Annotated in this window: 19 protein-coding genes; 8 read left to right on the plus strand and 11 right to left on the minus strand. The window is 51.4% G+C overall.

The window, feature by feature from the left end; all coding sequences use genetic code 11:
• The first annotated feature begins 228 nt into the window (after nucleotides 1-228).
• Nucleotides 229-1,173, plus strand: a complete 945-nt coding sequence (locus tag PSCS_RS03135) for an HpcH/HpaI aldolase family protein (RefSeq protein ID WP_068810350.1) — start codon at nucleotides 229-231, stop codon at nucleotides 1,171-1,173.
• A 431-nt stretch (nucleotides 1,174-1,604) separates the two neighbouring features.
• On the opposite strand, the gene aceF is transcribed toward PSCS_RS03135, so the two are convergent.
• From aceF to ampD, 4 genes are all read right to left on the minus strand, one after another.
• Complete coding sequence (gene aceF, locus PSCS_RS03140; protein ID WP_068810351.1) at nucleotides 1,605-3,266, minus strand: dihydrolipoyllysine-residue acetyltransferase; 1,662 nt, start codon at nucleotides 3,264-3,266, stop codon at nucleotides 1,605-1,607.
• Between the two features lie 45 nt (nucleotides 3,267-3,311).
• The gene (aceE, locus tag PSCS_RS03145; protein WP_068810352.1) at nucleotides 3,312-6,005 is read right to left on the minus strand and encodes a pyruvate dehydrogenase (acetyl-transferring), homodimeric type; all 2,694 of its coding nucleotides are present in this window, start codon (nucleotides 6,003-6,005) and stop codon (nucleotides 3,312-3,314) included.
• Between the two features lie 263 nt (nucleotides 6,006-6,268).
• Nucleotides 6,269-7,216 carry a regulatory signaling modulator protein AmpE gene (gene ampE / locus PSCS_RS03150; RefSeq protein WP_068810353.1) on the minus strand — a complete coding sequence of 316 codons (948 nt, stop codon included), beginning with the start codon at nucleotides 7,214-7,216 and terminating at the stop codon, nucleotides 6,269-6,271.
• Entirely contained in the window at nucleotides 7,213-7,764 is a 552-nt protein-coding gene (gene ampD, locus PSCS_RS03155) for a 1,6-anhydro-N-acetylmuramyl-L-alanine amidase AmpD (RefSeq protein WP_317621777.1), read from the minus strand. The genes ampE and ampD overlap by 4 nt, the downstream gene beginning before the upstream one ends.
• A 65-nt stretch (nucleotides 7,765-7,829) precedes the next feature.
• Here ampD and nadC point away from each other — a divergent pair, with 65 nt between their 5' ends.
• Nucleotides 7,830-8,684: a carboxylating nicotinate-nucleotide diphosphorylase gene (gene nadC, locus PSCS_RS03160; protein WP_106387069.1), complete on the plus strand. Its 855-nt coding sequence runs from the start codon at nucleotides 7,830-7,832 to the stop codon at nucleotides 8,682-8,684.
• 111 nt (nucleotides 8,685-8,795) lie between these two features.
• Here nadC and PSCS_RS03165 read toward each other — a convergent pair whose 3' ends face one another.
• Together PSCS_RS03165 and PSCS_RS16225 are read right to left on the minus strand one after the other, a co-directional pair.
• Nucleotides 8,796-9,203 carry a c-type cytochrome gene (locus tag PSCS_RS03165; protein ID WP_068810355.1) on the minus strand — a complete coding sequence of 136 codons (408 nt, stop codon included), beginning with the start codon at nucleotides 9,201-9,203 and terminating at the stop codon, nucleotides 8,796-8,798.
• Between the two features lie 180 nt (nucleotides 9,204-9,383).
• Nucleotides 9,384-9,821 (minus strand): pilin, encoded by a 438-nt coding sequence (locus PSCS_RS16225; protein WP_082866523.1) that lies wholly within the window; start codon nucleotides 9,819-9,821, stop codon nucleotides 9,384-9,386.
• A gap of 131 nt (nucleotides 9,822-9,952) precedes the next feature.
• On the opposite strand from PSCS_RS16225, the gene PSCS_RS03175 reads away from it, so the two are divergent.
• The 6 genes from PSCS_RS03175 to PSCS_RS03200 are packed head-to-tail and all read left to right on the plus strand — an operon-like array spanning nucleotide 9,953 to nucleotide 15,661.
• Nucleotides 9,953-11,686, plus strand: a complete 1,734-nt coding sequence (locus PSCS_RS03175) for a GspE/PulE family protein (RefSeq protein WP_068810356.1) — start codon at nucleotides 9,953-9,955, stop codon at nucleotides 11,684-11,686.
• 31 nt (nucleotides 11,687-11,717) lie between these two features.
• Nucleotides 11,718-12,929, plus strand: coding sequence for a type II secretion system F family protein (locus PSCS_RS03180; RefSeq protein ID WP_068810357.1), 1,212 nt, complete (start codon nucleotides 11,718-11,720; stop codon nucleotides 12,927-12,929).
• A complete protein-coding gene (locus PSCS_RS03185; RefSeq protein WP_068810358.1) occupies nucleotides 12,926-13,822 on the plus strand; it encodes a prepilin peptidase in 897 nt (298 codons plus the stop codon). Before PSCS_RS03180 ends, PSCS_RS03185 begins: the two co-directional genes overlap by 4 nt.
• A gap of 1 nt (nucleotide 13,823) precedes the next feature.
• Entirely contained in the window at nucleotides 13,824-14,462 is a 639-nt protein-coding gene (gene coaE / locus PSCS_RS03190; RefSeq protein WP_068810359.1) for a dephospho-CoA kinase, read from the plus strand.
• Nucleotides 14,455-14,673 carry a DNA gyrase inhibitor YacG gene (yacG, locus tag PSCS_RS03195; RefSeq protein ID WP_068810360.1) on the plus strand — a complete coding sequence of 73 codons (219 nt, stop codon included), beginning with the start codon at nucleotides 14,455-14,457 and terminating at the stop codon, nucleotides 14,671-14,673. Before coaE ends, yacG begins: the two co-directional genes overlap by 8 nt.
• Nucleotides 14,657-15,661, plus strand: a complete 1,005-nt coding sequence (locus PSCS_RS03200) for a Nudix family hydrolase (RefSeq protein ID WP_068810361.1) — start codon at nucleotides 14,657-14,659, stop codon at nucleotides 15,659-15,661. Before yacG ends, PSCS_RS03200 begins: the two co-directional genes overlap by 17 nt.
• A gap of 90 nt (nucleotides 15,662-15,751) precedes the next feature.
• Here PSCS_RS03200 and argJ read toward each other — a convergent pair whose 3' ends face one another.
• The 5 genes from argJ to ftsZ form a co-directional block, all read right to left on the minus strand.
• Nucleotides 15,752-16,975 (minus strand): bifunctional glutamate N-acetyltransferase/amino-acid acetyltransferase ArgJ, encoded by a 1,224-nt coding sequence (argJ, locus tag PSCS_RS03205; protein WP_068810362.1) that lies wholly within the window; start codon nucleotides 16,973-16,975, stop codon nucleotides 15,752-15,754.
• 92 nt (nucleotides 16,976-17,067) lie between these two features.
• Entirely contained in the window at nucleotides 17,068-19,839 is a 2,772-nt protein-coding gene (secA, locus tag PSCS_RS03210) for a preprotein translocase subunit SecA (protein ID WP_068810363.1), read from the minus strand.
• A 124-nt stretch (nucleotides 19,840-19,963) separates the two neighbouring features.
• On the minus strand, nucleotides 19,964-20,386 hold the full coding sequence (locus PSCS_RS03215; protein WP_068810364.1) for a hypothetical protein: 423 nt from the start codon (nucleotides 20,384-20,386) through the stop codon (nucleotides 19,964-19,966).
• Between the two features lie 38 nt (nucleotides 20,387-20,424).
• Entirely contained in the window at nucleotides 20,425-21,336 is a 912-nt protein-coding gene (gene lpxC / locus PSCS_RS03220) for a UDP-3-O-acyl-N-acetylglucosamine deacetylase (protein WP_068810365.1), read from the minus strand.
• A gap of 109 nt (nucleotides 21,337-21,445) precedes the next feature.
• Entirely contained in the window at nucleotides 21,446-22,681 is a 1,236-nt protein-coding gene (gene ftsZ / locus PSCS_RS03225; protein WP_068810366.1) for a cell division protein FtsZ, read from the minus strand.
• Between the last annotated feature and the right edge of the window lie 37 nt (nucleotides 22,682-22,718).

The raw sequence follows: 22,718 nt of genomic DNA on the forward strand, positions 1-22,718 counted from the left end.
CATCGATACACTATCGGTACTCCTATCAAACCCAAGTATCAAACCTGAGCCGGATGACCCACCCCGCCACTGCTGGCTTTGTTCCAATTACCCAAAGTGTACTCATTGGAATTGAATTGATAATTAGCAGTTGCTGGTTTAACCTCTGCCAACCAATAAGAACAATAAATTCCTTGCTATATCAATTTTTTACAAAACTTTACAGCAGTATTGAAGAAGGAATTCGTAATGAAAAAGAAGTACCTCGCGGCACTTTTCTCAGTGTTGGCTGCAACCGGACTGGCAGCGACAAACGTATCAGCTCAGGACAGCGATCATCTGAACCGCACGATTGAAACCTTTGAAAAAGGTGACCCTGCGTTCGGTTTATTTACCGGCAATTTTTCTCTGGCCAATGCCCGCGGCCTGGCCCGTTCTGGTCTGGACTACATCCTAATCGATATGGAACATACTGCCTGGGATATGGAAAAGTTGCAGGAGTTCCTGCTGGGTATGACTGACAAAACAGCCATCGCTCAACAAGGCCACCTCCAGATGCGTACCACTCCAATCGTGCGCTTGCCTGCCAACGGCCGCAACGATCCGGAATGGCTGGTAAAACAGATTCTGGACATCGGTGCATTCGGCATCATGTTCCCATACGTTGAAACGGCTGAAGAAGCTGAGCGTGCGGTAAAAGCCATGCGTTACCCGCAACCACGCGGCTCAGAGATTGCAGAGCCTAAAGGTGTACGTGGCGTCTCTCCCAGCGTTGCTGCATGGTACTGGGGTGCTCGTGATTACATACAACGTGCTGACACATGGCCGCTGAACGAGAACGGCGACCTGCTGGCTGTCATGCAAATTGAGTCAGAAGAAGGTGTTAACAACGCAGAAGCGATCATGACAACACCTGGCGTTGGTGCCATCTTTGTTGGCCCAGCTGACCTTTCGTTCAATATGGGCCTGCCAGGCAACTCACCAGAAGTTCAGGAAGCCATCGATAAAGTGGCCAAGCTTTGTGTGAAACATGATGTACCTTGCGGTATCACCACTAACGAGGGGGATATTGAAGCACGTCTGGACCAGGGTTTCCGTTTCCCAACGGTAGGCTACTGGGGTGATGCTGGCATCTCTGGCAGCACAGAGCGCAACCTGCAAAAAGCTCGTGAACATGCTGGACGTGACGACTAAAACACGCTGAAAACAGGAAAAGTGTCGGTAAATACTGACACTTTTCCTGCTAGTGAGAACGATCAGGTCAGCATAGTTCCGGTTGCAGACGACCACAGCTCCCCGGGCGACACTCGGCGGGCGGAAACTCAGCCTGACGGCTTCAGACTGTCGAGCGACGGTCAGGGCATCACACCACGCACCGCAGCCGACCACTGCCTGGCATTCCTCACCCGGCAGCCGAAAACTCGCCTGACGTCTCAAACAGTTCGGCTGCTCTTTCGGGTGAGGAGTGCCAGGCAAAGCGTGGCCTCACTGGCTACGATGCGTGGTGTGATGCCATGTCCTTGTGCCGTGAGCGTTGGTGTCTGGGGTTTTGTGGGCAAAAAAAAGGTCGGCAAATGCCGACCTTTTTTTGCTCTTACGAACCAAAGTTCGTCTCTGACAATGGTTTACATCATCAGCAAGCGGATGTCGCTGAGCAGCTCGGCTAGGCGAGTTGCAAACATACCGGCATCGACGCCGTTCACAGCACGGTGGTCATAGCACAGTGAGAACGGCAGCATCTGACGCGGCACAAACTCATTGTTGATATAAACCGGCTTCACCTGTGTCTTGGAAACACCCAGAATACCAACTTCCGGCGCATTGACGATTGGCGTAAAGCCGGTGCCGCCCAGTGCACCGAGGCTGGAAATGGTAAAGCAGGCACCCTGCATGTCATCCTTGGTCAATCGACGGGATTTGGCTTTTTCACCCAGCTCGGCCATTTCGGCAGCCAGTTGCCATACATCTTTTTTATCGACATCCCGAATAACGGGAACCATCAGACCGGCCGGTGTCGCGACCGCTACGCCTATATGAATGTATTTCTTCTGGATCAGTTTCTCACCGGAAGAATGCAGCGACACATTGAACTGTGGGTATTCCTGCAGCACTTTGGCACAGGCTTTCAGCAGGAATGGCAGTGGTGTCAATTTAACACCTTTCTTCTCTGCAACCTTACGCTGTGCGTTACGGAAATCTTCCAGGTCAGTCACATCCGCTTCGTTAAACTGGGCAACCGCCGGAACGTTCAGCCAGTTTCGATGCATGTTAGCGGCGGTGACCTTGTGCAGCTTGGACATAGCCACTTCTTCAACTTCACCGAACTGACTGAAGTCGATATCGGCAACGGAAGGAATACCCGCTCCACCACCTGAAACAGTCGCCGTTGCCGGGGCGTTGATACGCGCCTTAACGAATTCATGAATATCTTCTTTCTGAATGCGTCCGCGCGAGCCAGTGCCATTGACCTGTGTCAGATCAACACCCAGCTCACGGGCCAGTTTGCGCACTGCTGGGCCAGCGTAAATACGCGACCCCTTATTAGCAGCCGCTTCTTCAGCGAACGCTTCCTGTTTTGCTGCCAGGCTGGGCTCTTCTTTGGCCGGCGCCGCTTTTTTGTCTGCTGCCGGAGCCGAAGACTGGCTGGCCTTGGCCGGTTTTTCAGCTGCAGGTGCTGGTGCCGCGCCCTGAACTTCCAGTTCGATAATGTCGGAACCTTCCGAGACCTTGTCACCGACTTTGATTTTCAGTGATTTGACCACACCACCTTTCGGAGAAGGTACATCCATTGCTGCCTTGTCTGACTCCAGGGTAATCAATGCATCTTCTGCACTGATTTCGTCACCAACAGCCACATGCACTTCAATGATCTCGACATCGCTGTCGCCACCGATATCCGGCACTTTGATCGTTTCAACGCTGGTCGCTCCAGCTTCAGCTGCAGGCTCGCTATCAGAGGAATCCGCTTCAGAAGCGGGTTCATCAGCCGCGCTTTCGCTTTCTGCTGATGCTTCTTCCTTTTCTTCCGCAGGGGCTTCTTCTGAACCGCCTTCGATGTCCATGGCGAAAATTTCGTGACCTTCGTTAACCTGATCACCTACTTTCACCAGAATCTTCTTGATCACACCACTTTTCGGTGACGGGATCTCCATCGCAGCTTTATCACTTTCCAGTACCAACAAGGAATCGTTCTCCTGAACGCTATCTCCCTCATTGACCAGAATTTCGATGACCTCTACGTCACTTGAATCCCCTAGATCCGGGACTTTAATGTTTTCTACAGGCACCTTGAAATGCTCCTGATATTATCGTTCAACTCAATCCCAACCGACTTATACTGTCAGTGGGTTCGGCTTGTCGGAATCAATTCCCAGTTCTTTGATCGCTTTGGTCAGCACTGCTTTGGTGATATCACCTTTGTCATGCAGCTCTGTCAGCGCAGCCAGTACAATGTAGCTGCTATTCACCTCAAAGAAGCGACGCAGGTTCTGGCGAGTATCACTGCGGCCAAAGCCATCCGTACCCAGTACCCGATAGGACGCCGGGACATATTCACGGATCTGATCTGCGAACAGGCGCATATAATCTGTTGCTGCCACAACCGGGCCTTGTCCGCCGGACAGGCATTTAGTGGCATGCGGAACTTTCGCTTTCTTGCCCGGATTCAGCATATTCCAGCGAACCACATCCAGACCGTCACGGCGCAACTCGTTGAAACTGGTTACGCTGTACACATCAACAGGCACTTTGTATGTGTCCCGCAGAATCTCCGCCGCTTTACGCACTTCACGCAGGATAGTGCCGCTACCCAGCAGACGTACCGCATCTTTAGCAGCTGCCTTGCCAGTCACTTTGTAGTCTTTGGACTTGCTGTCTTCCAGCAAGTACATGCCGTTAATGATGTCCTGTTCAACGCCTTTTGGCATTTCAGGGTGAACATAGTTTTCGTTCATGGTGGTGATGTAGTAGTACACCGACTCTTTGTCGTGGTACATACGACGCAAACCGTCCTGAACAATCACTGCCAGCTCAAAGGCATAAGTCGGGTCGTAGCTGACACAGTTAGGGATGGTCGATGACAACAAGTGGCTGTGGCCATCCTGGTGCTGCAGACCTTCACCGTTCAGCGTAGTACGACCAGCCGTGGCACCAATCAGGAAGCCACGCGCCTGTGAGTCACCTGCTGCCCATGCCAGATCGCCAATGCGCTGGAAGCCGAACATGGAGTAGTAGATGTAGAATGGAATCAGCGGGTAATCGTTGACGCTGTATGACGTTGCTGCCGCCAGCCAGGTTGAGAACGCACCTGCTTCACTGATGCCTTCTTCCAGCATCTGTCCTTTCTTGTCTTCACGGTAATACATGACCTGATTCGAGTCAGCAGGATCGTACAGCTGACCCACAGCCGAGTAGATACCCAACTGACGGAACATGCCTTCCATACCAAACGTACGTGCTTCATCCGGTACAATCGGCACGATTCGCTTACCGATTTCCTTGTCTTTGCACAAGGTGTTCAGCATGCGCACAAAAGCCATTGTGGTAGAGATTTCACGCTCACCCGTACCTTTAAGTTGCGCGTCAAATGCGGACACATCCGGCACGGGCAAGGCATGGCTTTGTGCGCGGCGATGTGGCACCTGACCACCCAGCTGATCACGGATCTTACGCATGTAGCGCATTTCCAGTGAATCTTCATCAGGACGGTAATAAGGCAGGTCTTCGAGTTTGTCATCAGGAATCGGAATATTGAAACGATCACGGAAGCGCTTCAGCGACTCAATATCCAGTTTTTTGGTCTGGTGTGCGGCATTCTGTGCTTCTGCAGAAGAACCAAACGCATAACCTTTAACGGTTTTCGCCAGGATAACCGTCGGCTTACCATTGGCATTGGTGGTTGCTTCTTTGTAAGCAGCATACATTTTAAATGGATCGTGACCACCACGGTTCAGCGCCATAATGTCATCATCTGACAAATGCTCGACCATTTTCAGCAGCTCAGGGCTTTTGCCGAAGAAGTGCTCACGCGTGTAAGCGCCACCACGACCCCAGTAGTTCTGATACTCACCGTCACAGACTTCGTCCATGCGCGCTTGCAGGATACCGTCTGTATCAGCTTGCAGCAGCTGGTCCCAGTGACGGCCCCAAATGACCTTGATCACATTCCAGCCGGCACCGCGGAAGGCGCCTTCCAGTTCCTGGATAATTTTACCGTTACCGCGCACCGGACCATCCAGGCGCTGCAGGTTACAGTTGATCACGAAAATCAGGTTATCCAGGCCTTCACGACCGGCCTTGCTGATAGCACCCAGTGATTCGGGTTCATCCATCTCACCGTCACCCAGGAATGCCCAAACCTTACGGTCACCGGCATCCAGCATTTCGCGGGCTGACAGGTACTTCATAACGTGCGCCTGATAGATGGCCTGCAGCGGCCCCAGACCCATCGATACGGTTGGGAACTGCCAGTAATCAGGCATCAGCCAGGGGTGTGGGTATGATGACAGGCCACCACCATCGACTTCACGACGGAAGTTGTCCAGCTGCTCTTCAGAGATTCGGCCTTCGAGATAAGATCGCGCATAAATACCAGGGGACACGTGTCCCTGGAATAAAATCAGGTCACCACCATGATTCTCGGTCGGGCCCCGAAAGAAATAGTTGAAGCCCACATCGTAAAGTGTGGCGGAAGAGGCGAATGAAGAAATATGCCCCCCCAGATCTGAATTATCCTGGTTGGCCCGCATAACAGTAATCAAGGCATTCCAGCGAATGATGCCACGAATCTGGCGCTCCATGAACATGTCGCCCGGCATACGATCTTCGTCTTGCGGCGAGATCGTGTTGCGATACGGCGTTGTCACAGCAGAAATCGGTAACTTCTGTGTCAGACGTGCAGCTTTATCAGATAAGCTTTTTAACAAGTAGTGGGCTCTGTCACTTCCCTCGTGCTCAATTACAGCACCCAGGGCATCCAGCCACTCTTCTGTTTCAGTAGGATTCAAATCGTCGTGAAGATCGGTCATAAGCGTCAGTTCTGTTTCTGTTGATTATGATTGGTTGACAACTGGATGAACCGGCGCTGACAAAGAATGTCGGTACGGCATAAGAACGTACACCACAAATTTAGCCACTGGCATGAAACCAGTAACAATGGGCTACATGTATGTCGCAGAAATCAGCGCTACAGCTGTCAGTTGTTTGATACAGTTTGTAATTTAATTACATTGTGTCGGGGATACTATCGCAAATTTAGCAAATGCTCAAGCCACACACACCTGTTTTGTAGTTAAACTACAAGAATGTAGAGCGCCACAATCGCGATACCAACAAACTGTGTCCGGTGCAATAAATCAGCGACAGCAGAGAGCAACTCCGGGCAATCAGTATCATCATTATCGCGTGACTTGTCTTTCGACACACCTGTAGCTGCGACAGCAACACGGTATAGTAGCAACTCACCCTGCCTGACATCCAGCGTCCAGAATTGCTCATCGGCCATTTCTGACCAGGCTTCGCTGAAGTGACCCGCCAACGCAAAGAAGACCATGAGCAATCGAATGGGCAGCCATTCGATTATGGCGATAATCCGTTCTGCCGTATTTCGCAACATGTCAGCCCATTCAAGGTCAACACCTGCAGCCCCGGCTGCCTGCCCCTGCCAGAGAAACAAACACTGGGCATACACCACGACTGCTACCGGCCCCGCTATTAAATACCAGAAAACAACAACATAGAGCCGCCTCAAAACTTGCCCTAAAGCCGCTTTGACCAGCAGGCGGGCCCAATCTTCCCCTTCTGCACCTTCTGCACCTTCTGTACTTTCTGTACTTTCTGTACTTTCTGCTGGCCTTACCGATAGTCGCTCCAGGCACTTATGTGCATGTCGCCTGGCTGCCGCCACCGCGCCCGTGCGACAATACTGCATACTGCCCAGCAGGATACCTCGAACATCCTCCCCAGACAGCGCCAGCACCAGCACGAAGATATGCAGTAGCAAGGTCAATACCCCAAACGCAATCCCATCCAGCAAGAGCAAGGCACTAATGAGCACTAACGCAGGAAAACCGGCACAGATCATAATGGTGAGTAAAACCGACAGCTGATCAGACTTTTGACCAACCCGCTCGAGTACCCAGGATTGCCACTTCAGTACTTGCCGGTCCATAGACCGGGCATCTTCACGTTGCCAGAAATAATTCACCAGCAAGGCCACGATTACGCAGAAAAAAGTCATACTACTGCCGCCTTATAACGTGCCCAGTCAAAATACGGGCCGGGGTCAGTTTTACGGCCGGGAGCAATATCACTATGACCCGCAATATGTTCCGGGCTAAGTGTCGGATAATAAGTGAAAAGGCAGCGCGTCAGCTCCGCAAGCGTCGTATACTGCGCATCGGTAAAAGAATCTGTATCACACCCTTCCAGTTCGACACCAATGGAAAAATCATTACAGCTGGCAACCCCTTCATAACTGGATTGCCCAGCATGCCAGGCTTTCTTGTCGAAAGGAACGAACTGCACAACGGCGCCATCCCTTCTGATCAATGCATGTGCCGAAACCTTTAGATCAGCAATACCCTCAAAGTAGGGGTGAAAATCTGGGTCCAGACAATTACTGAAAAGATCAAGAATCCAGTCTCCACCATACTCACCGGGCGGCAAGCTGATATTATGGATGACCAGCAGCCAGGGTTGAGTATCGGCTGGCCGATCACTGTGATTTGGCGATTCACACCGTTGCACACCCTGTAGCCAATGATTACTAATCGGCCCCACTTTCACTCCCTTACTATAGTATTATAGCTGCTCAGTATAACATTGATGTACATGGATATTCCGGAAAAATTATGTCTGAAAACGTTGTAAACCTGCCCGCTGATATCGCCCAGACTGTTCGTATTGCATTAGCAGAGGATGTGGGAGATGGAGACATAACAGCCATGCTGGTTGCAGCTGACAATCAAATGTCCGCGACCATCATCGCGAAAGAGGCCGCCATACTCTGTGGAACCGCATGGGCAGATGAAGTATTACGGCAAATCGCCCCGGAAGTAAGCTGCCAATGGCAGTTTAGTGACGGAGACAGCGTGCCTGCAGGCTCAGTCATTGCCAATCTTCAAGGCAATGCCAGGCAACTCCTGACTGCTGAGCGCAGTATGCTCAACTTTTTGCAAACTCTTTCTGGTACAGCAACCCACGCCAACAGTTTTGCCAAACTGGTTGGCAACTCAACTGTCAGAATACTGGATACACGCAAAACCCTGCCCGGCCTCAGGATGGCACAAAAATATGCTGTTCGTACTGGCGGTTGCCACAACCACAGAACAGGCCTGTTTGACGCCTTTCTGATCAAGGAAAATCATATTCATGCCTGTGGCTCCATTGCCGCCGCAATAAGAAAAGCAAGGGAAATTGCAGCTGACAAACCACTAGAAATTGAAGTGGAGTCGTTAGCAGAGTTCAAGCAGGCTTTATCACATGGCGCAGACATCATAATGCTGGATGAATTTTCCATCGCTGATATTGCCGAAGCAGTGAAATTGAATAAGAGCCACAAACACCCCTGCAAGATCGAGGTTTCCGGTAATGTTAATGCAAAAAGATTACCTTCGCTGGCAGCAACAGGCGTGGACTACATATCAATTGGCGCTCTGACCAAACACCTCAAAGCCATAGATCTGTCAATGCGCTTTAATGCCTAGACTCGGGTGTCGCCGCAGGAAAAAAGCCGGTCCCAAGTGAAAAAAAGGGGGAGGTAAAACAGACAGACCGGGCAAAAGTGCCCGGTCTGGTATGTATAAAACTCTGATTTATCAGGATTCTGGCGGTGGCGCGATCTGAATTTCGAACATTGTTCCATTCGCGTAGTTCAGTTCCTGATCGCCAGCAGGGTAGCCAACCAGAGACAGAATATGTGCCAAAACTTGCTCATACTCATGATCCATCAATGAACTGGGCATATCCGCTGGCATATTTACCAGAATTTCCTCGAACAGATAAGCCAGTGGTTGGCTATTGCGATTGTTAAAGCTATTTGCGTAAAAATCCGCATTATGGCAAGCAGAGCAACGCTGTTCGTAAATCGGTTGACCCAGCTCTGCCTGTTCCTCTGTGTAGACACCATCCAGAATGGTCTCTGGCTGTGCAGATACACTTGAACACGCTGCAATAGCAACACCTAACGTCATTGCTGACAAAAATGGCATTCTGATCTTTTTCATATTTGCTACTCCGGCACCAACAGTGCCTTTACCTCAATGGAGTTACCGTCTTTTTTTCGACATGGTCAGTGTAAGAAAAATAGCCTGAACCATGGCTGAACGGGTTGGCGATAATTTGTGAGGCGTTAATGTAGCAAAAAACCCGCCGCTGGCATAGTCAACCTGACTAACCAGTCCTGATCAACACAAACTGGCCGCCAAACAACCTGATGCCTCGTCTACACCCCACTGCAAGGAACCACCCTGCGGCACACCTCGCAACACATAAGTGTCTTCACCGTCTATCCCGGCTCGAGTGTCGCTAGGTACAACGGTGACCAGAAAGTTCTCATCCTCCATATCTATGCTGACATTATTTACCATTTCGGATACAGACCACCCTGGTTGAGCCGGTATCGCATTACATTCATCAGCGCCTCGAATCTGAACACAAAGGTCGACCTCGGTCCGGGCCGGAACGGCTGCTGACACCACATCGGCGTATGCCGCGCGATCTGCATAAGACTGATATGAAGGCAAAGCTACGGCAGCCAATATGCCTACAATTGCCACAACCATCATGACTTCCATTAATGTAAATCCAGACATGGTTAGCTTGATGCTCGACTGCACCCTCATTTTTTTGCCCTCCCTGGCAGTGATGATTTTCACGCCTGTCCATGGCGTGCAGTTGATATATAGCAGCCCAGGTCATCCTCTGCTATATGCCAAATACAATACTCAACAGCTCCACTTATTAATAAACTGACATGCAGGCACTTTACCAATCACTTATATCCCAGGGCTGGCTCAGTCAACCGGAATTGGCTCAGTTCCTTGATAATGCTGCTATTGCTCCGGATCACTCACTGACAGCGCTGGCAGAGTATTTTCCGGAACGTCGTCCCGCTTTAAACCAGTGCCTATCCATCGCGCTCGGCATTCCCTGGATAGCTCCTGAGTTAATCGCCCTGGAGCAATCAAAATGCGAACTGGAAATCAGCCAGAATGAACAACAGGCTATATTACGTAGCCCGACCGGTGGTGTGCAGTTGCTCACCCGGCCAAACCAGTTGAACAGTTCAACCAAGGCAACAGACAAATTGCCACTTACGTTACTGACTGACGAAGGAACCTTTCAGCAGTCCTGTTGCGGAAATGATGAAGTGACCACCGACAGTTCTGGTTTGTCAGCCGCACAGACAAACCACAGCCTGTCATTATCGACACTAGCCAACGGGCCTACTGACAAACCAGATAGCAGCGACATCAGTGAACCAGATAATGAACACGCGCCTGCCGTGAAACTGCTGAACAACATCATTGCCATGGCTGTGCGACAAAAAGCCAGTGACATTCACCTGGAAGTTTTTCAGCACCAGTCACGGATACGCTTTCGCGTAGATGGCCAGCTTCAGCAGCACGATACGGTATCCAGCACCATACACAAGCAACTTATCTCACGCCTGAAGGTACTGGCACAGCTCGATATCACGGAGCGACGTCAGCCCCAGGATGGACGGCTGACTATCCAGCAGCCCGGTAGTGGCAACATCAATATGCGACTCAGCACCCTGCCAACTGCCTGGGGTGAAAAGGCAGTGATAAGAATCCAGAGTGCTGCCGGTGCCGTGCTTGCGATGGCTCACCTGGGTCTCAGTGAAAAACAGTTACATCAGACCCGGAAGGCCATTTCACGTCACCAGGGTCTGGTGCTGGTGACAGGGCCCACCGGAAGCGGCAAAACGCAAACGCTATACGCGATGCTGAACCAGTTAAACCAGCCATCACAAAACCTGATGACACTGGAAGATCCTATTGAGATTGATTTACCTGGAATTAACCAGATTGCCGTTTCTGCAACCTCCAAAATGACTTTCCAGCACGCCATTAAATCCATGTTGAGACAAGACCCGGATATTGTGATGCTAGGGGAAATTCGCGACCGGGAAACCGCTGATACGGCAATCAAAGCTGCACAGACCGGGCATCTGATGCTATCCACTTTGCACACCAATGGTTGCACAGAAAGCCTGATCAGGTTAATCAACCTGGGCATTGCTCCATACAATTTAAGCGACACACTAACGCTGATCATTGCGCAACGCCTGTTAAGAAAATTGTGCCGCCACTGCAAAAAACCACTCCCGGGTGATATCAGTAGCAGTGGCCCGGCGACAGAACCAGACCAGGAAGAGCCCAAGCAGAAAGAGTCCCGCCAGGATAGGTCAACACACAATTGTTTTACAGCGGTTGGCTGCAGCGCCTGCCATAACGGTTACGCTGGTCGTATCGCCATCTTTGAGATACTGCCCGTCACAGCTGAGCTAAATCAATCCCTGGCAGATAACCGCCCACTCAGTGATCTTCGCCAGTGTTGTACTCGCAACATTCACTCCACGTTGTCGCAGGCTGCAGAGAAAGCCTGGCTGCAGGGGCTTACCACTTTCCAGGAAATAGCGCCCTACCTCCAGGAATCGTCAGATAACGTAAATCAGCTATAACAGGATATATAGTCATCAGATACGGGCAGGCATGACATTATTTTATTGGCAAACTCATGACAGTGACAGCGGTACCATTGAGGCTAACTCACTGGATGATGCGAGGCTGCGTCTTTACAAATCGGGAATCGCAGCCACAGCAATCAAACCTCAATACAGCAAGGCCGGTATGCGGCGCACTCAGTCACCGGGTACCTCACCCGGAGCAAAACTGCCGCTCCAGCAATGCATCAGGTTAATCACCAACCTAAGTACCCTCTTATCATCCGGCATCCCTTTATCACAGGCTATAGAGATCAGTCTCACCAACCGGCAACCCAAGCCACTTGAGACAATACTCAATCACCTCGAACCCGCCATCAATCGTGGAGATACACTGCAGTCAGCCCTTAAATCTGCCCCTTTTCAGTTACCACTGATGGCTATAGCTATCGTTGGCGCTGGCGAAGCATCCGGTCGGCTTCCCACCTGCCTGAAGCAGCTATCAACGCACCTGTCAGCAGAACAAAGGCTGAGAAACACAACGCGCCAGGCACTTCGATATCCTATGATTACGCTCATTGCCATGCTTGCGGTACTCATTTTGATGCTGAACTGGGTTATGCCGCAATTTGCCAGCAGCTTTGCCCAGTTCGGTGCCGAGCTGCCCTACCTGACCCGTTGCATGCTGACTTTTTCTGAGTTTAGCCAGCAGTATGCTGTGACCACTGCCGCAGTGGTCACAGCTTCAATGTCATTTTTTATCCTATTGAGCAAACGTAGCTGCCGCTGGTTGTGGTTTGCAGCCAGACTGAAGATGCTGTTGCCATTTTGCGGACAGATACACAGGGACGGTATCATGATGCGAATCTCAGCCACCATGGCACTGGTCCTGGAAGCAGGCATCCCTTTGCCGGACGCATTGCGCCTTGCCGCGCCGACAAGCCTGAACATCTGCTTTGAACAGAGTTTACTGGATCTGGCGAAGCAGGTTGAGTCCGGTTCATCATTGACGGAGGCTATTCGCCTCAACAGCCATTTTCCGGTTATGATTGCCCAGTTGATTCATATCGGTGAAGAATCAGGGCAGCTTGAGGGGATGTTTGCGCGTGCCAATCAACTGTACAAGCAGCGTCACCAGTCAGGAGTTCAGACCTTGACCAGCCTGCTGGAACCTGCACTGATGACACTGCTTTGTGCCATGGCCGGCTTAATGATGCTTGCCGTTTATCTACCCATTTTTCAGCTCGGAAGCGTAATATGACATTCATTGAGGTGCTCCAGGGATCGCAGCCACTGACCATAACTTTAGTGACTGTGCTGGGTTTATTAACAGGCAGCTTTCTGAACGTTGTCATTCACCGGGTTCCAATCATGCTCCAGCGGGACTGGCAGCAACAATGCTGTGAATTTCTGGAACGCAGCGCTGAGTCACTGAAACTGACAGACCCGGTACCTGATCACAAGGTGTTCAACCTGGCCAACCCGCCCTCTCATTGCCCCGGTTGCAATAAACCCATCCGACCCTGGCAGAATGTTCCGGTGGTCAGTTATATCCTGTTAAAAGGAAAGTGTGCCGGCTGTAAAACACCCATCCACTGGCGTTACCCGACTGTCGAAATAGCAACAGCCCTGCTTTCCGGACTGGTCGCCTGGCGTTTTGGCGCCACACCGGCCTGCCTGGCTGCGCTAATACTAACCTGGATCCTGATATCACTGACCATGATTGACCTGGACCATCAGTTACTGCCAGACAACATGACCATGCCACTACTTTGGCTTGGGCTGGCCCTGAGTGTTACTCCATACGGCATAGGCACAACTGCCCAGGAGGCAGTACTGGGTGCAGTTTTTGGATACTTAAGTTTATGGTCGGTTTACTGGACTTTTCGCCTGCTGACCGGCCGCGAAGGGATGGGCTTCGGCGACTTTAAGCTGCTGGCAGCACTGGGGGCCTGGTTAGGGTGGCAGTCCCTTTTAGGCATCATCATTCTGTCTTCACTGGCAGGCGCCGTGATCGGTATCGCTCTGATTATCCTGGCCGGTCGTGATAAAAATCGCCCGATGCCGTTCGGCCCCTGCCTGGCCACCGCTGGCTTCATTGCTTTAATCTGGGGACCACAACTAAACCAGTGGTACCTTTCCGTACTGACCTGAGATGCAAACAGAAAATAAAACAACGACCGAACAGTTACACCCCCCGGTGGTAGGTCTCACGGGCGGTATCGGCAGTGGTAAAACAACTGTCAGCGACACCTTCGCCGACCTGGGAATCACTGTCGTTGACACCGATGTGATCGCCCGCCAGGTCGTCGAGCCCGGCACTCAGGCGCTGACCCGGATTGCCGGGCATTTTGGCAGTGACAATGTGCTGCAAGCTAACGGGGCACTGGATCGGCAGGCGCTACGTGAAATCATTTTTACCAGCCCCGAAGAAAAGCAATGGCTTGAGGCTTTGCTACATCCTTTAATTCGAAAGGAAACGATGCGTCAAATCCAGCAGAGCCAATCGACATACACTATTCTGGTTTCTGCGCTTTTACTTGAATCCGGACAGCATCAATGGTGCCAGCGAGTGCTACTGGTCGACACTCCGGAGCAGCAACAGGTTGCCCGTACCGTCACCAGGGACGACTCTACACCAGAGCAGGTGGAGTCCATCATCAGGACTCAAATGTCACGAAAAGACAGACTGTCGCTGGCCGATGATATAATTGTTAACGATAATTCACTCGATGCATTGACCCAGGCGGTCAAGTTGCAGCACAAGGCGTATCTGGAGTTATTTAATGCCTGAGAACATCACTCGCGTGAACTGCCCGACATGTCAGGAAATAGTCGAATGGAAACAAGAGAATCAGTACCGGCCTTTTTGTTCTGAGCGGTGCAAGCTGATCGATTTTGGTGAATGGGCCAGCGAGAAAAACGCGATTCCGGGCGACCCTGCTGACCCGGAAGTACTGATGGAAGCTATTACCAACCAGGCACGCAATGACAGCTATCAATAAGCTTAAAGTGCTACATGTCGCTGTGGGTGTCATTAGAAACGATTCAGATGAAATCCTCATCGCCAGGCGTAACAGTCAGCAACACCAGGGCGGCAAGTGGGAATTCCCCGGAGGCAAAGTGGAGCAGGGGGAGAATGTCTCTACAGCTCTGGCCAGGGAATTAAAAGAAGAGCTGGGTATCGAGGTTAAACATGATCAGCCATTGTGCCAGATCCGGCACTGCTACCCGGACCGTCATGTGTTTCTTGAAGTCAGAGAGGTCACCCGCTTCTCAGGCAAGCCGATTGGGCTGGAAGGCCAACCCTTGCAATGGCTGGCAGCCAGTGAAATGGATCCTGGCATTTTCCCGGCCGCCAATCAGGCCATTGTCCGGGCTGCGCGTTTACCCAGGAACATAGCTATCATCAATAACAGCCATGATGCTGAGCAAGACTGGCCATCAGTTATAGCCGGGTTTTCTGCGTTACCGCCACAATGCTGGTTACGGTTGCGCGCCATAACAGGGTCAACCCCATCTCAGTATCTGCAAAAAACAAAAGATTTTTTAATAAGCAGCACTCGCAACCGCCCGTTACTGATTGATCTCGACGTCAGCTTGCAGAGCATCGCAGAACTGGAAGCCCTTCGAGAAAAAGTGCTGGGCCTGGGATTACCCGGATGGGGGTACTATGCCAATAAACAGGTGCTGGCAGCTATGTCTGAGCAACGTCCTCCCTTGCTTGAGAACATAACCATTGGCGCTTCATGTCACAATCAGCAGGAGTACCAGTTGGCAGTCGACAAAGGCATGGACTTCGTGATCGCCTCACCGGTAGCCAGCAGCACCAGTCACCCGGAGAACCCGGGCATGGGTTGGCGTGCATTTGCGGCAATTGCCAAGACTGGCATGATGCCATGCTTCGCTATGGGCGGGCTCTCTCAGCAGGATTATCATCTGGCGCGGCAGTCTGCTGCCTATGGTATTGCCGGTATCAGCTTATATCGCTAAACCTTCATTCGCTTTTTTATCGAACTCTTGTCGGCGATCGTTTTTCACCGTGCTCTATTCACAGACCTCAGGCAATACCCGGGGCGCCGTTTAACTTCGGTAAGAGGCGTTAATGCGGACATATTCTTCTGACAGGTCTGAGGTCCAGACACGCTCTTTTGCATCACCACGCCCCAGGTCAATGCTGATGGTAATTGCTTCCTGATTCATAACAGCCTGACCTTTCTCTTCGGAGTAATCCGCCGACAACTGGCCTCGTTCAACCAGGGGAACGGCATCCAGAGACACGGAAACGCTATCAACATCCAGAGCTGGCACGCCCGCGCGACCGACAGCGGCAAGAATCCGGCCCCAGTTCGGGTCTGATGCTGTCAGGGCGGTCTTGACCAAAGGCGACTCAGCAACCGCATAGGCTACCTGAAGGCATTCTTTTGATGTTTCACCACCGGAGACATCAATAGTAACGAACTTGCTGGCACCTTCAGCATCTTCAATGATCTGAATGGCGAGTGACTGCAGCACCTCATTCAGCGCTCCCCGAAACTGAGCTTTATCACTATCACTCAACTCAGTGAACGCAACACCAGCCCGGCCGGTCGCCGCCAACATACAACAATCATTGGTAGAGGTATCGCCATCCACAGTAATGCGATTGAATGACTGAGACACAGCATCACTCAGTAATGCCTGAAGCTGTGCATAATCCACGCTTAAGTCCGTGGCAACATAAGCCAGCATGGTCGCCATGTTCGGCTTGATCATGCCAGCGCCTTTGCTGATACCGGTGATAGTCACAGTCCGACCATTAAGCTGCAAGGTGCGCGTCAGACCTTTAGGGCGTGTATCCGTTGTCAGAATACCTTTCGCTGCCGACAGCCAGTTGTCTGGCTGCAACTGCTCCAATGCTCCGGGCAGGGCAGCGGTTATTCTACCGGCCGGTAAACGCTCCCCAATAACGCCAGTTGAAAAAGGCATCACTTCACTGGGATCACAGCCCGCCAGTTCGGCCAGCGACTGGCAGCAGGCTAGTGCATCTACGGCTCCCTGCTTACCTGTGCCGGCATTGGCATTACCAGTATTTATCAGCCAGTAGCGACATTTTCCCTGGTTGTCACTTAAATGCTGGCGAGCAATTTTTACTGGTGCAGCACAAAACGCATTAAGGGTGTAAACCCCAGCTACTGTGCTGCCTTCAGCAATTTCCACAACCACAACATCACGGCGATTCTGATAGCGCACCCCAGCTTCCACTGAAGACAGTCTGATACCTTCAACTGCGCTTAACACGCCAAAATCACCTGTTCCTGTTGCCATGATATTACTCTCCAATCCCTTTAAAGCCAGACTTGGCAAAGTCTGTGCGCCTTAATTACTGCCTGAGTTAGTTACAGTCTGGTCTGTTGATGTTATTTAATCTGGCCACAGCACTGTTTATACTTTTTCCCGGAACCACATGGACAAGGATCGTTGCGGCCGACCTTGCGGTCATTGCGAACGAAGGGAGCTTTATTCTCCCCACTGGCCGGTTGCTGCTGCCCTTGAGTGGAGGCATTGTCACCACTTTCGGGCATGGCAGAAGCCTCGTCGTGTTTATACTGGATTTTTTCACTCGCCCGCTCAGCTTCACGCGCTTTTTCTATCGCCTCGATCTCTTCTGGCGAACGAACTTTCACGTGACTGAGGAAGCGGATAACATCATGCTGAAGTCGTGACAGCAAATCCTGGAAAAGATTAAACGCTTCGCGCTTGTACTCCTGCTTGGGGTTCTTGCCAGCATAACCGCGCAGGAAAATCCCCTGACGTAACTGGTCCATCGCTGCCAGGTGCTCTTTCCAAAGTGTATCGAGAATTTGCAGCAGGATCTGCTTTTCCAATAGTGCCATCTTACTGCCAACCAGTTCTCGCTTCTGCTGATAAGCACCATCAAGATACTGTTTAATCTTTTCGCGCAGTGTTTCTTCGTAGAGCTTCTCGTCCTCTTCCAGCCACTGCCCAATCGGCGTTTCAATACCGAATTCCGCTTCCAGGGTTTTCTCCAGCCCTGGCACGTCCCATTGCTCAAAGATACTTTGTGGCGGGATATGTGCACTGATCAGATCATCGGCCACTTCTTCACGCATATTGCCAATCAGTTCACTGACATCATCGCTGGCCATCACCTCATTACGCTGCTGATAGATAATGGTTCGCTGGTCATTCGCGACATTATCGTATTCCAACAACTGTTTACGAATATCGAAGTTTCTGCCTTCCACCTTGCGCTGGGCTTTTTCAATGGACTTGCTCACCATGCCGTGTTCAATGGCTTCACCACGCTCCATGCCGAGTTTCTGCATGAAGCCTTTAACACGGTCAGAAGCAAAGATCCGCATCAGGTTGTCTTCCAGAGACAGGTAGAAACGAGAATAACCCGGATCACCCTGCCGACCGGAACGACCGCGCAGCTGGTTATCAATACGACGCGATTCGTGGCGTTCCGTACCGATAATATGCAGGCCGCCCGCTTCCAGTACCTGATCATGACGTTGCTGCCAGGCGGCTTTCAGCGTCTCAACCTCTGTATCGGTAACCTCGCCCTGCTCAGCCAGTTCGGCTTCCCAGTTACCGCCCAGGACAATATCCGTGCCACGACCGGCCATGTTTGTGGCAATGGTGACGGCACCAGGCCGGCCTGCCTGAGCGACAATTTGAGCTTCTTTTTCGTGGAATTTAGCATTCAGCACTTCATGGGCAATCTTTTCTTTACGCAAAAATGCTGAAAGTATCTCGGACGTTTCAATCGATGCCGTACCCACCAGGATAGGCGCACCTTTTTCGCTGAACTCTTTGATATCACGGACAATTGCCTCGAACTTTTCCTCCATGGAAAGGAAGACCAGGTCGTTCATGTCCCTGCGTTGCATTGGCTTGTTGGGCGGAATGACAACCACATCAAGGTCATAAATCTGTTTAAATTCAAATGCTTCCGTATCTGCTGTACCGGTCATACCGGAAAGGGTGGCGTAAAGCCGGAAGAAATTCTGGAAAGTCGTAGAAGCCATTGTCTGGCTTTCACTCTGGATCTGCAGGCCTTCTTTCGCTTCAATCGCCTGGTGCAAACCCTCCGACAGACGGCGGCCTTCCATGGTCCGGCCCGTGTGCTCGTCAATCAGCACCACTTTGCCATCTTTGACGATATACTCGACATCTTTATTAAACAGGTAGTGCGCTTTCAGGGCAGACTGAATGTGATGCAACAGTCCCAGATTGGATGCTGCATAGAGGCTGTCACCTTCCTTAAGTAGCTGCTGCTCCGACAGCAAACGCTCCAGGTATTCGTGACCCGCTTCCGTCAGCTCTACCTGTCTGGCCTTTTCATCAACAAAGAAATGGCCGGTTTCAACGCGCTCATCCCGCTCCAGCGGCATGCCTGATTTTTCAGCTGGTGTCTCACCCTTTTCCAGCTTGTCTACCAGGCCGTTGATTGCCATGTAGAGCTTTGAACTGTCTTGCGCTGCGCCAGAAATAATCAGTGGTGTTCTGGCTTCATCAATCAGAATGGAGTCAACTTCATCGACAATGGCAAAATTCAATTCACGCTGATACTTGTCTTCCATGCGGAAGGCCATGTTATCGCGCAGATAGTCAAAGCCGAACTCGTTGTTGGTACCGTAAGTAATATCGGCCTCGTAGGCCTGGCGCTTGTCTTGCGGCGCCTGTCCCGCGACAATGACACCGACCTTCAGGCCCAGAAACTCATACAGTGGACGCATCCAGTTGGCGTCACGACTGGCAAGGTAGTCATTAACCGTGACAATGTGCACACCTTTCCCGGTCAGGCCATTTAGGTAAGCAGGCAGGGTCGCTACCAGCGTTTTACCCTCACCTGTCTTCATTTCCGCTATATCACCACTATGCAACACCATGCCACCGATCATCTGCACATCGAAGTGACGCATGCCCATGACGCGTTTACTGGCTTCACGCACAACCGCGAAGGCTTCAGGCAGTATGCTATCGAGAGACTCTCCCTGCTCAAAGCGAGCACGAAAATCAGCCGTCTTTGCTCCTAACTCAGCATCGGAGAGTGACTCCAGCGAGTTCTCCTGGTCGTTGATTTTTTTGACAATACGGCGAAGTTTTTTAAGTTTCCGGGAATTACTGCTGCCGAAAATCTTGCTTAACATTGTGGCGCTCATACGGGTTCTCTTATTCGCATTTCTTGATTCATTTAAGGCGCATCCAACCAGATATGGGGACAATTTGGACAGATGCAAGGAAATTGAGCAAATCACAACCGGTGCCGGTTGTGGTGCCAATGAATCAACTTAGCGTGGTAGAGGAGTAAGCGGCAGGATCCATGGCCCGGCCATATTTGTAGAGAGCAACAGGTGAGCCTGCAGTCACCATACGAACCCGGTGCCTGAAGGACAGGTCTGCGGTATGAGTTAATAGCCTGTCTGGCAATCTATAGAACAGAACGGCTTGTTGGTCTGTTGCAGAGCGCTGGGTGGTAATCTCTACCAGAGAAGACAGGTTATCCGTCGGGCTGTCTCCCTCGTGAGTTCCTGATACCCGGCCTGCAATCTGCGCGGCCGGGCTGTCACTCCAGGCGACCTGAAAGCCAAAACAGCCAAAAGCAACGGGAGCACCAAGCAAACACAAGGACAGCAGCCCTCGCAACCATCCTTTGATGACGAAAGTGCTGCTGTTGCCGTCGCGTTTATTGACCAGGGTTAATTTCATTTACCAACATGCCAGTAATGATCGAGCGTGCTTCCAGATCAGGCTGCCAGTACAGGTTTGAGATAGGCAATTGGTACATTTGACTCAGAGTCAAAGCTGACCCGTTCCCAGGCGTCCGGCGTGTCATGAAGCTTGCGTAGGATAGCATTATTCAGTGCATGACCCGATTTATAACCTTTGAATTCACCCAGCAGACTGTGTCCGAGCAGATAAAGGTCGCCAATGGAGTCCAGAATTTTATGCTTAACGAATTCGTCTTCATAACGTAATCCGTCTTCATTCAGCACCTTGTAATCACCGACAGCAATCGCATTGTCCATGCTGGCACCTAATGCCAGGTTACGGTTCCGTAACTCTTCGAATTCATGCATGAACCCAAAAGTACGGGCGCGACTGACTTCTTTGACAAATGATGTACTGGAAAAATCGATAGTCGCCGACTTGGTGTAACGACGATAAACCGGGTGATCATACAGCAGTGTATAGCTGACCTTAAAGCCGTCAAAAGGCTCCAGACTGACCGTTTTGTCACCATCCTGAATGGAAATGGGTTTCAGAACGCGAATAAACTCTTTGGCAGCATCCTGCTCTTCAATACCTGCTGATTGTATGAGGAAAACAAACGGACCCGCGCTACCATCCATAATCGGCACTTCAGCCGAACTGATCTCAACATAGGCGTTATCAATACCAAGACCTGACAGTGCTGACATCAGGTGCTCAATGGTAGAAACCCGGACACCGTCCTTTATCAGCGCTGTCGACAGCGTGGTATCGCCCACAAGGTGTGCCTGAGCCGGAATTTCCGGTCGGCTGTCAATATCAGTACGAACAAATATGATCCCGGTATTGACCGGCGCCGGGCGCAATGTCAGATAGACTTTTTGTCCCGTATGCAGGCCAACGCCAGTGGCACGAATGATATTTTTAAGCGTACGCTGTTTTAACATGTCAGATGTTGAATCCACTGAGGTGATTTCGCTGAATCATAACAAAATTCCAGACAAACCGGTACCTTCCGGGGGCCAACCCAGGTACCGGTGTCTGGTTTTCAGGCGTTTAATCAGCCTGTCGGCGCAGGAAAGCCGGAATATCCAGATAATCCATGCCTTCTTCTGCTCCTACAGCCCGTGCCAGACTGCCGCTTTGTACAGTATGGCCGCTGCTGCCTGTTGTCATGCCTCTGGTGCGCGCTGCAGCTGCCGGGCGCTCTGCCGGAGCAGGACGGTTTGGCGTGCGGAAAGGCGCGCTCTCAGGCTTGGCCGACGACGTTGATGACTGGCTAGCCACCGCGCGAGGTTGCTCCATGGTTTGTGGCGGACGCTGCTCAGCTGAGATAACCTCACCCAGACCGGTTGCCACAACTGTGACACGGATCTCATCCGTCATTTCAGGATCAATCACCGTACCAACCACCACCGTGGCATCATCAGAAGCAAATTCTGCAATCGTATCACCCACTTCGGAGAACTCGCCCAGCGACAGATTCTCGCCTGCTGTGATGTTCACCAGAATACCGCGTGCACCATGCAGGTTTACGTCTTCCAGTAACGGGCTGCGAATAGCGGCTTCTGCGGCATCACGAGCGCGTGTCTCGCCAGTCGCGTCACCAGTACCCATCATGGCCATGCCCATTTCTGACATAACTGTACGAACATCCGCAAAGTCGACGTTAATCATACCGGGGCGAATAATCAGATCAGCAATGCCTTTTACTGCCCCAAGCAAGACATCGTTCGCCGCTTTAAATGCTTCCAGCAATGATGCCTGCTTACCCAGTACTGCCAGTAATTTCTCATTTGGGATAGTGATCAGTGAGTCGACATGCTGACTCAGTTCCTCAATACCCTGCTCAGCGATCAAAGAGCGTTTTTTACCTTCAAACGGAAACGGCTTGGTGACAACCGCAACAGTCAGAATACCCAGCTCTCGCGCCACTTCAGCAAAGATGGGGGCACCACCAGTACCTGTGCCTCCTCCCATGCCAGCGGTGATAAATACCATATCAGCACCCGACAGGATCTCTGCGATCTCATCCCGGTCTTCCAGTGCGGCCTGGCGACCCACTTCCGGATTCGCACCGGCCCCCAACCCCTTGGTGACCGCATTGCCAAGTTGCAGCAATGTTTTGGCGTGCACATCTTTCAACGCCTGTGCATCGGTATTAGCGCAGACAAAATCTACACCATCGACCTGATTGTTAATCATATGACGTACAGCATTGCCGCCGCCGCCGCCAACACCTACCACTTTTATTACTGCGCTTTGCGGAACACTATCTAATAGCTCAAACATATGGCCCCCTTACTGCTTCATGTAATTGTTACAAGGA

This window comes from Pseudohongiella nitratireducens (genome assembly GCF_001642735.1).
Lineage (GTDB): Bacteria > Pseudomonadota > Gammaproteobacteria > Pseudomonadales > Pseudohongiellaceae > Pseudohongiella > Pseudohongiella nitratireducens.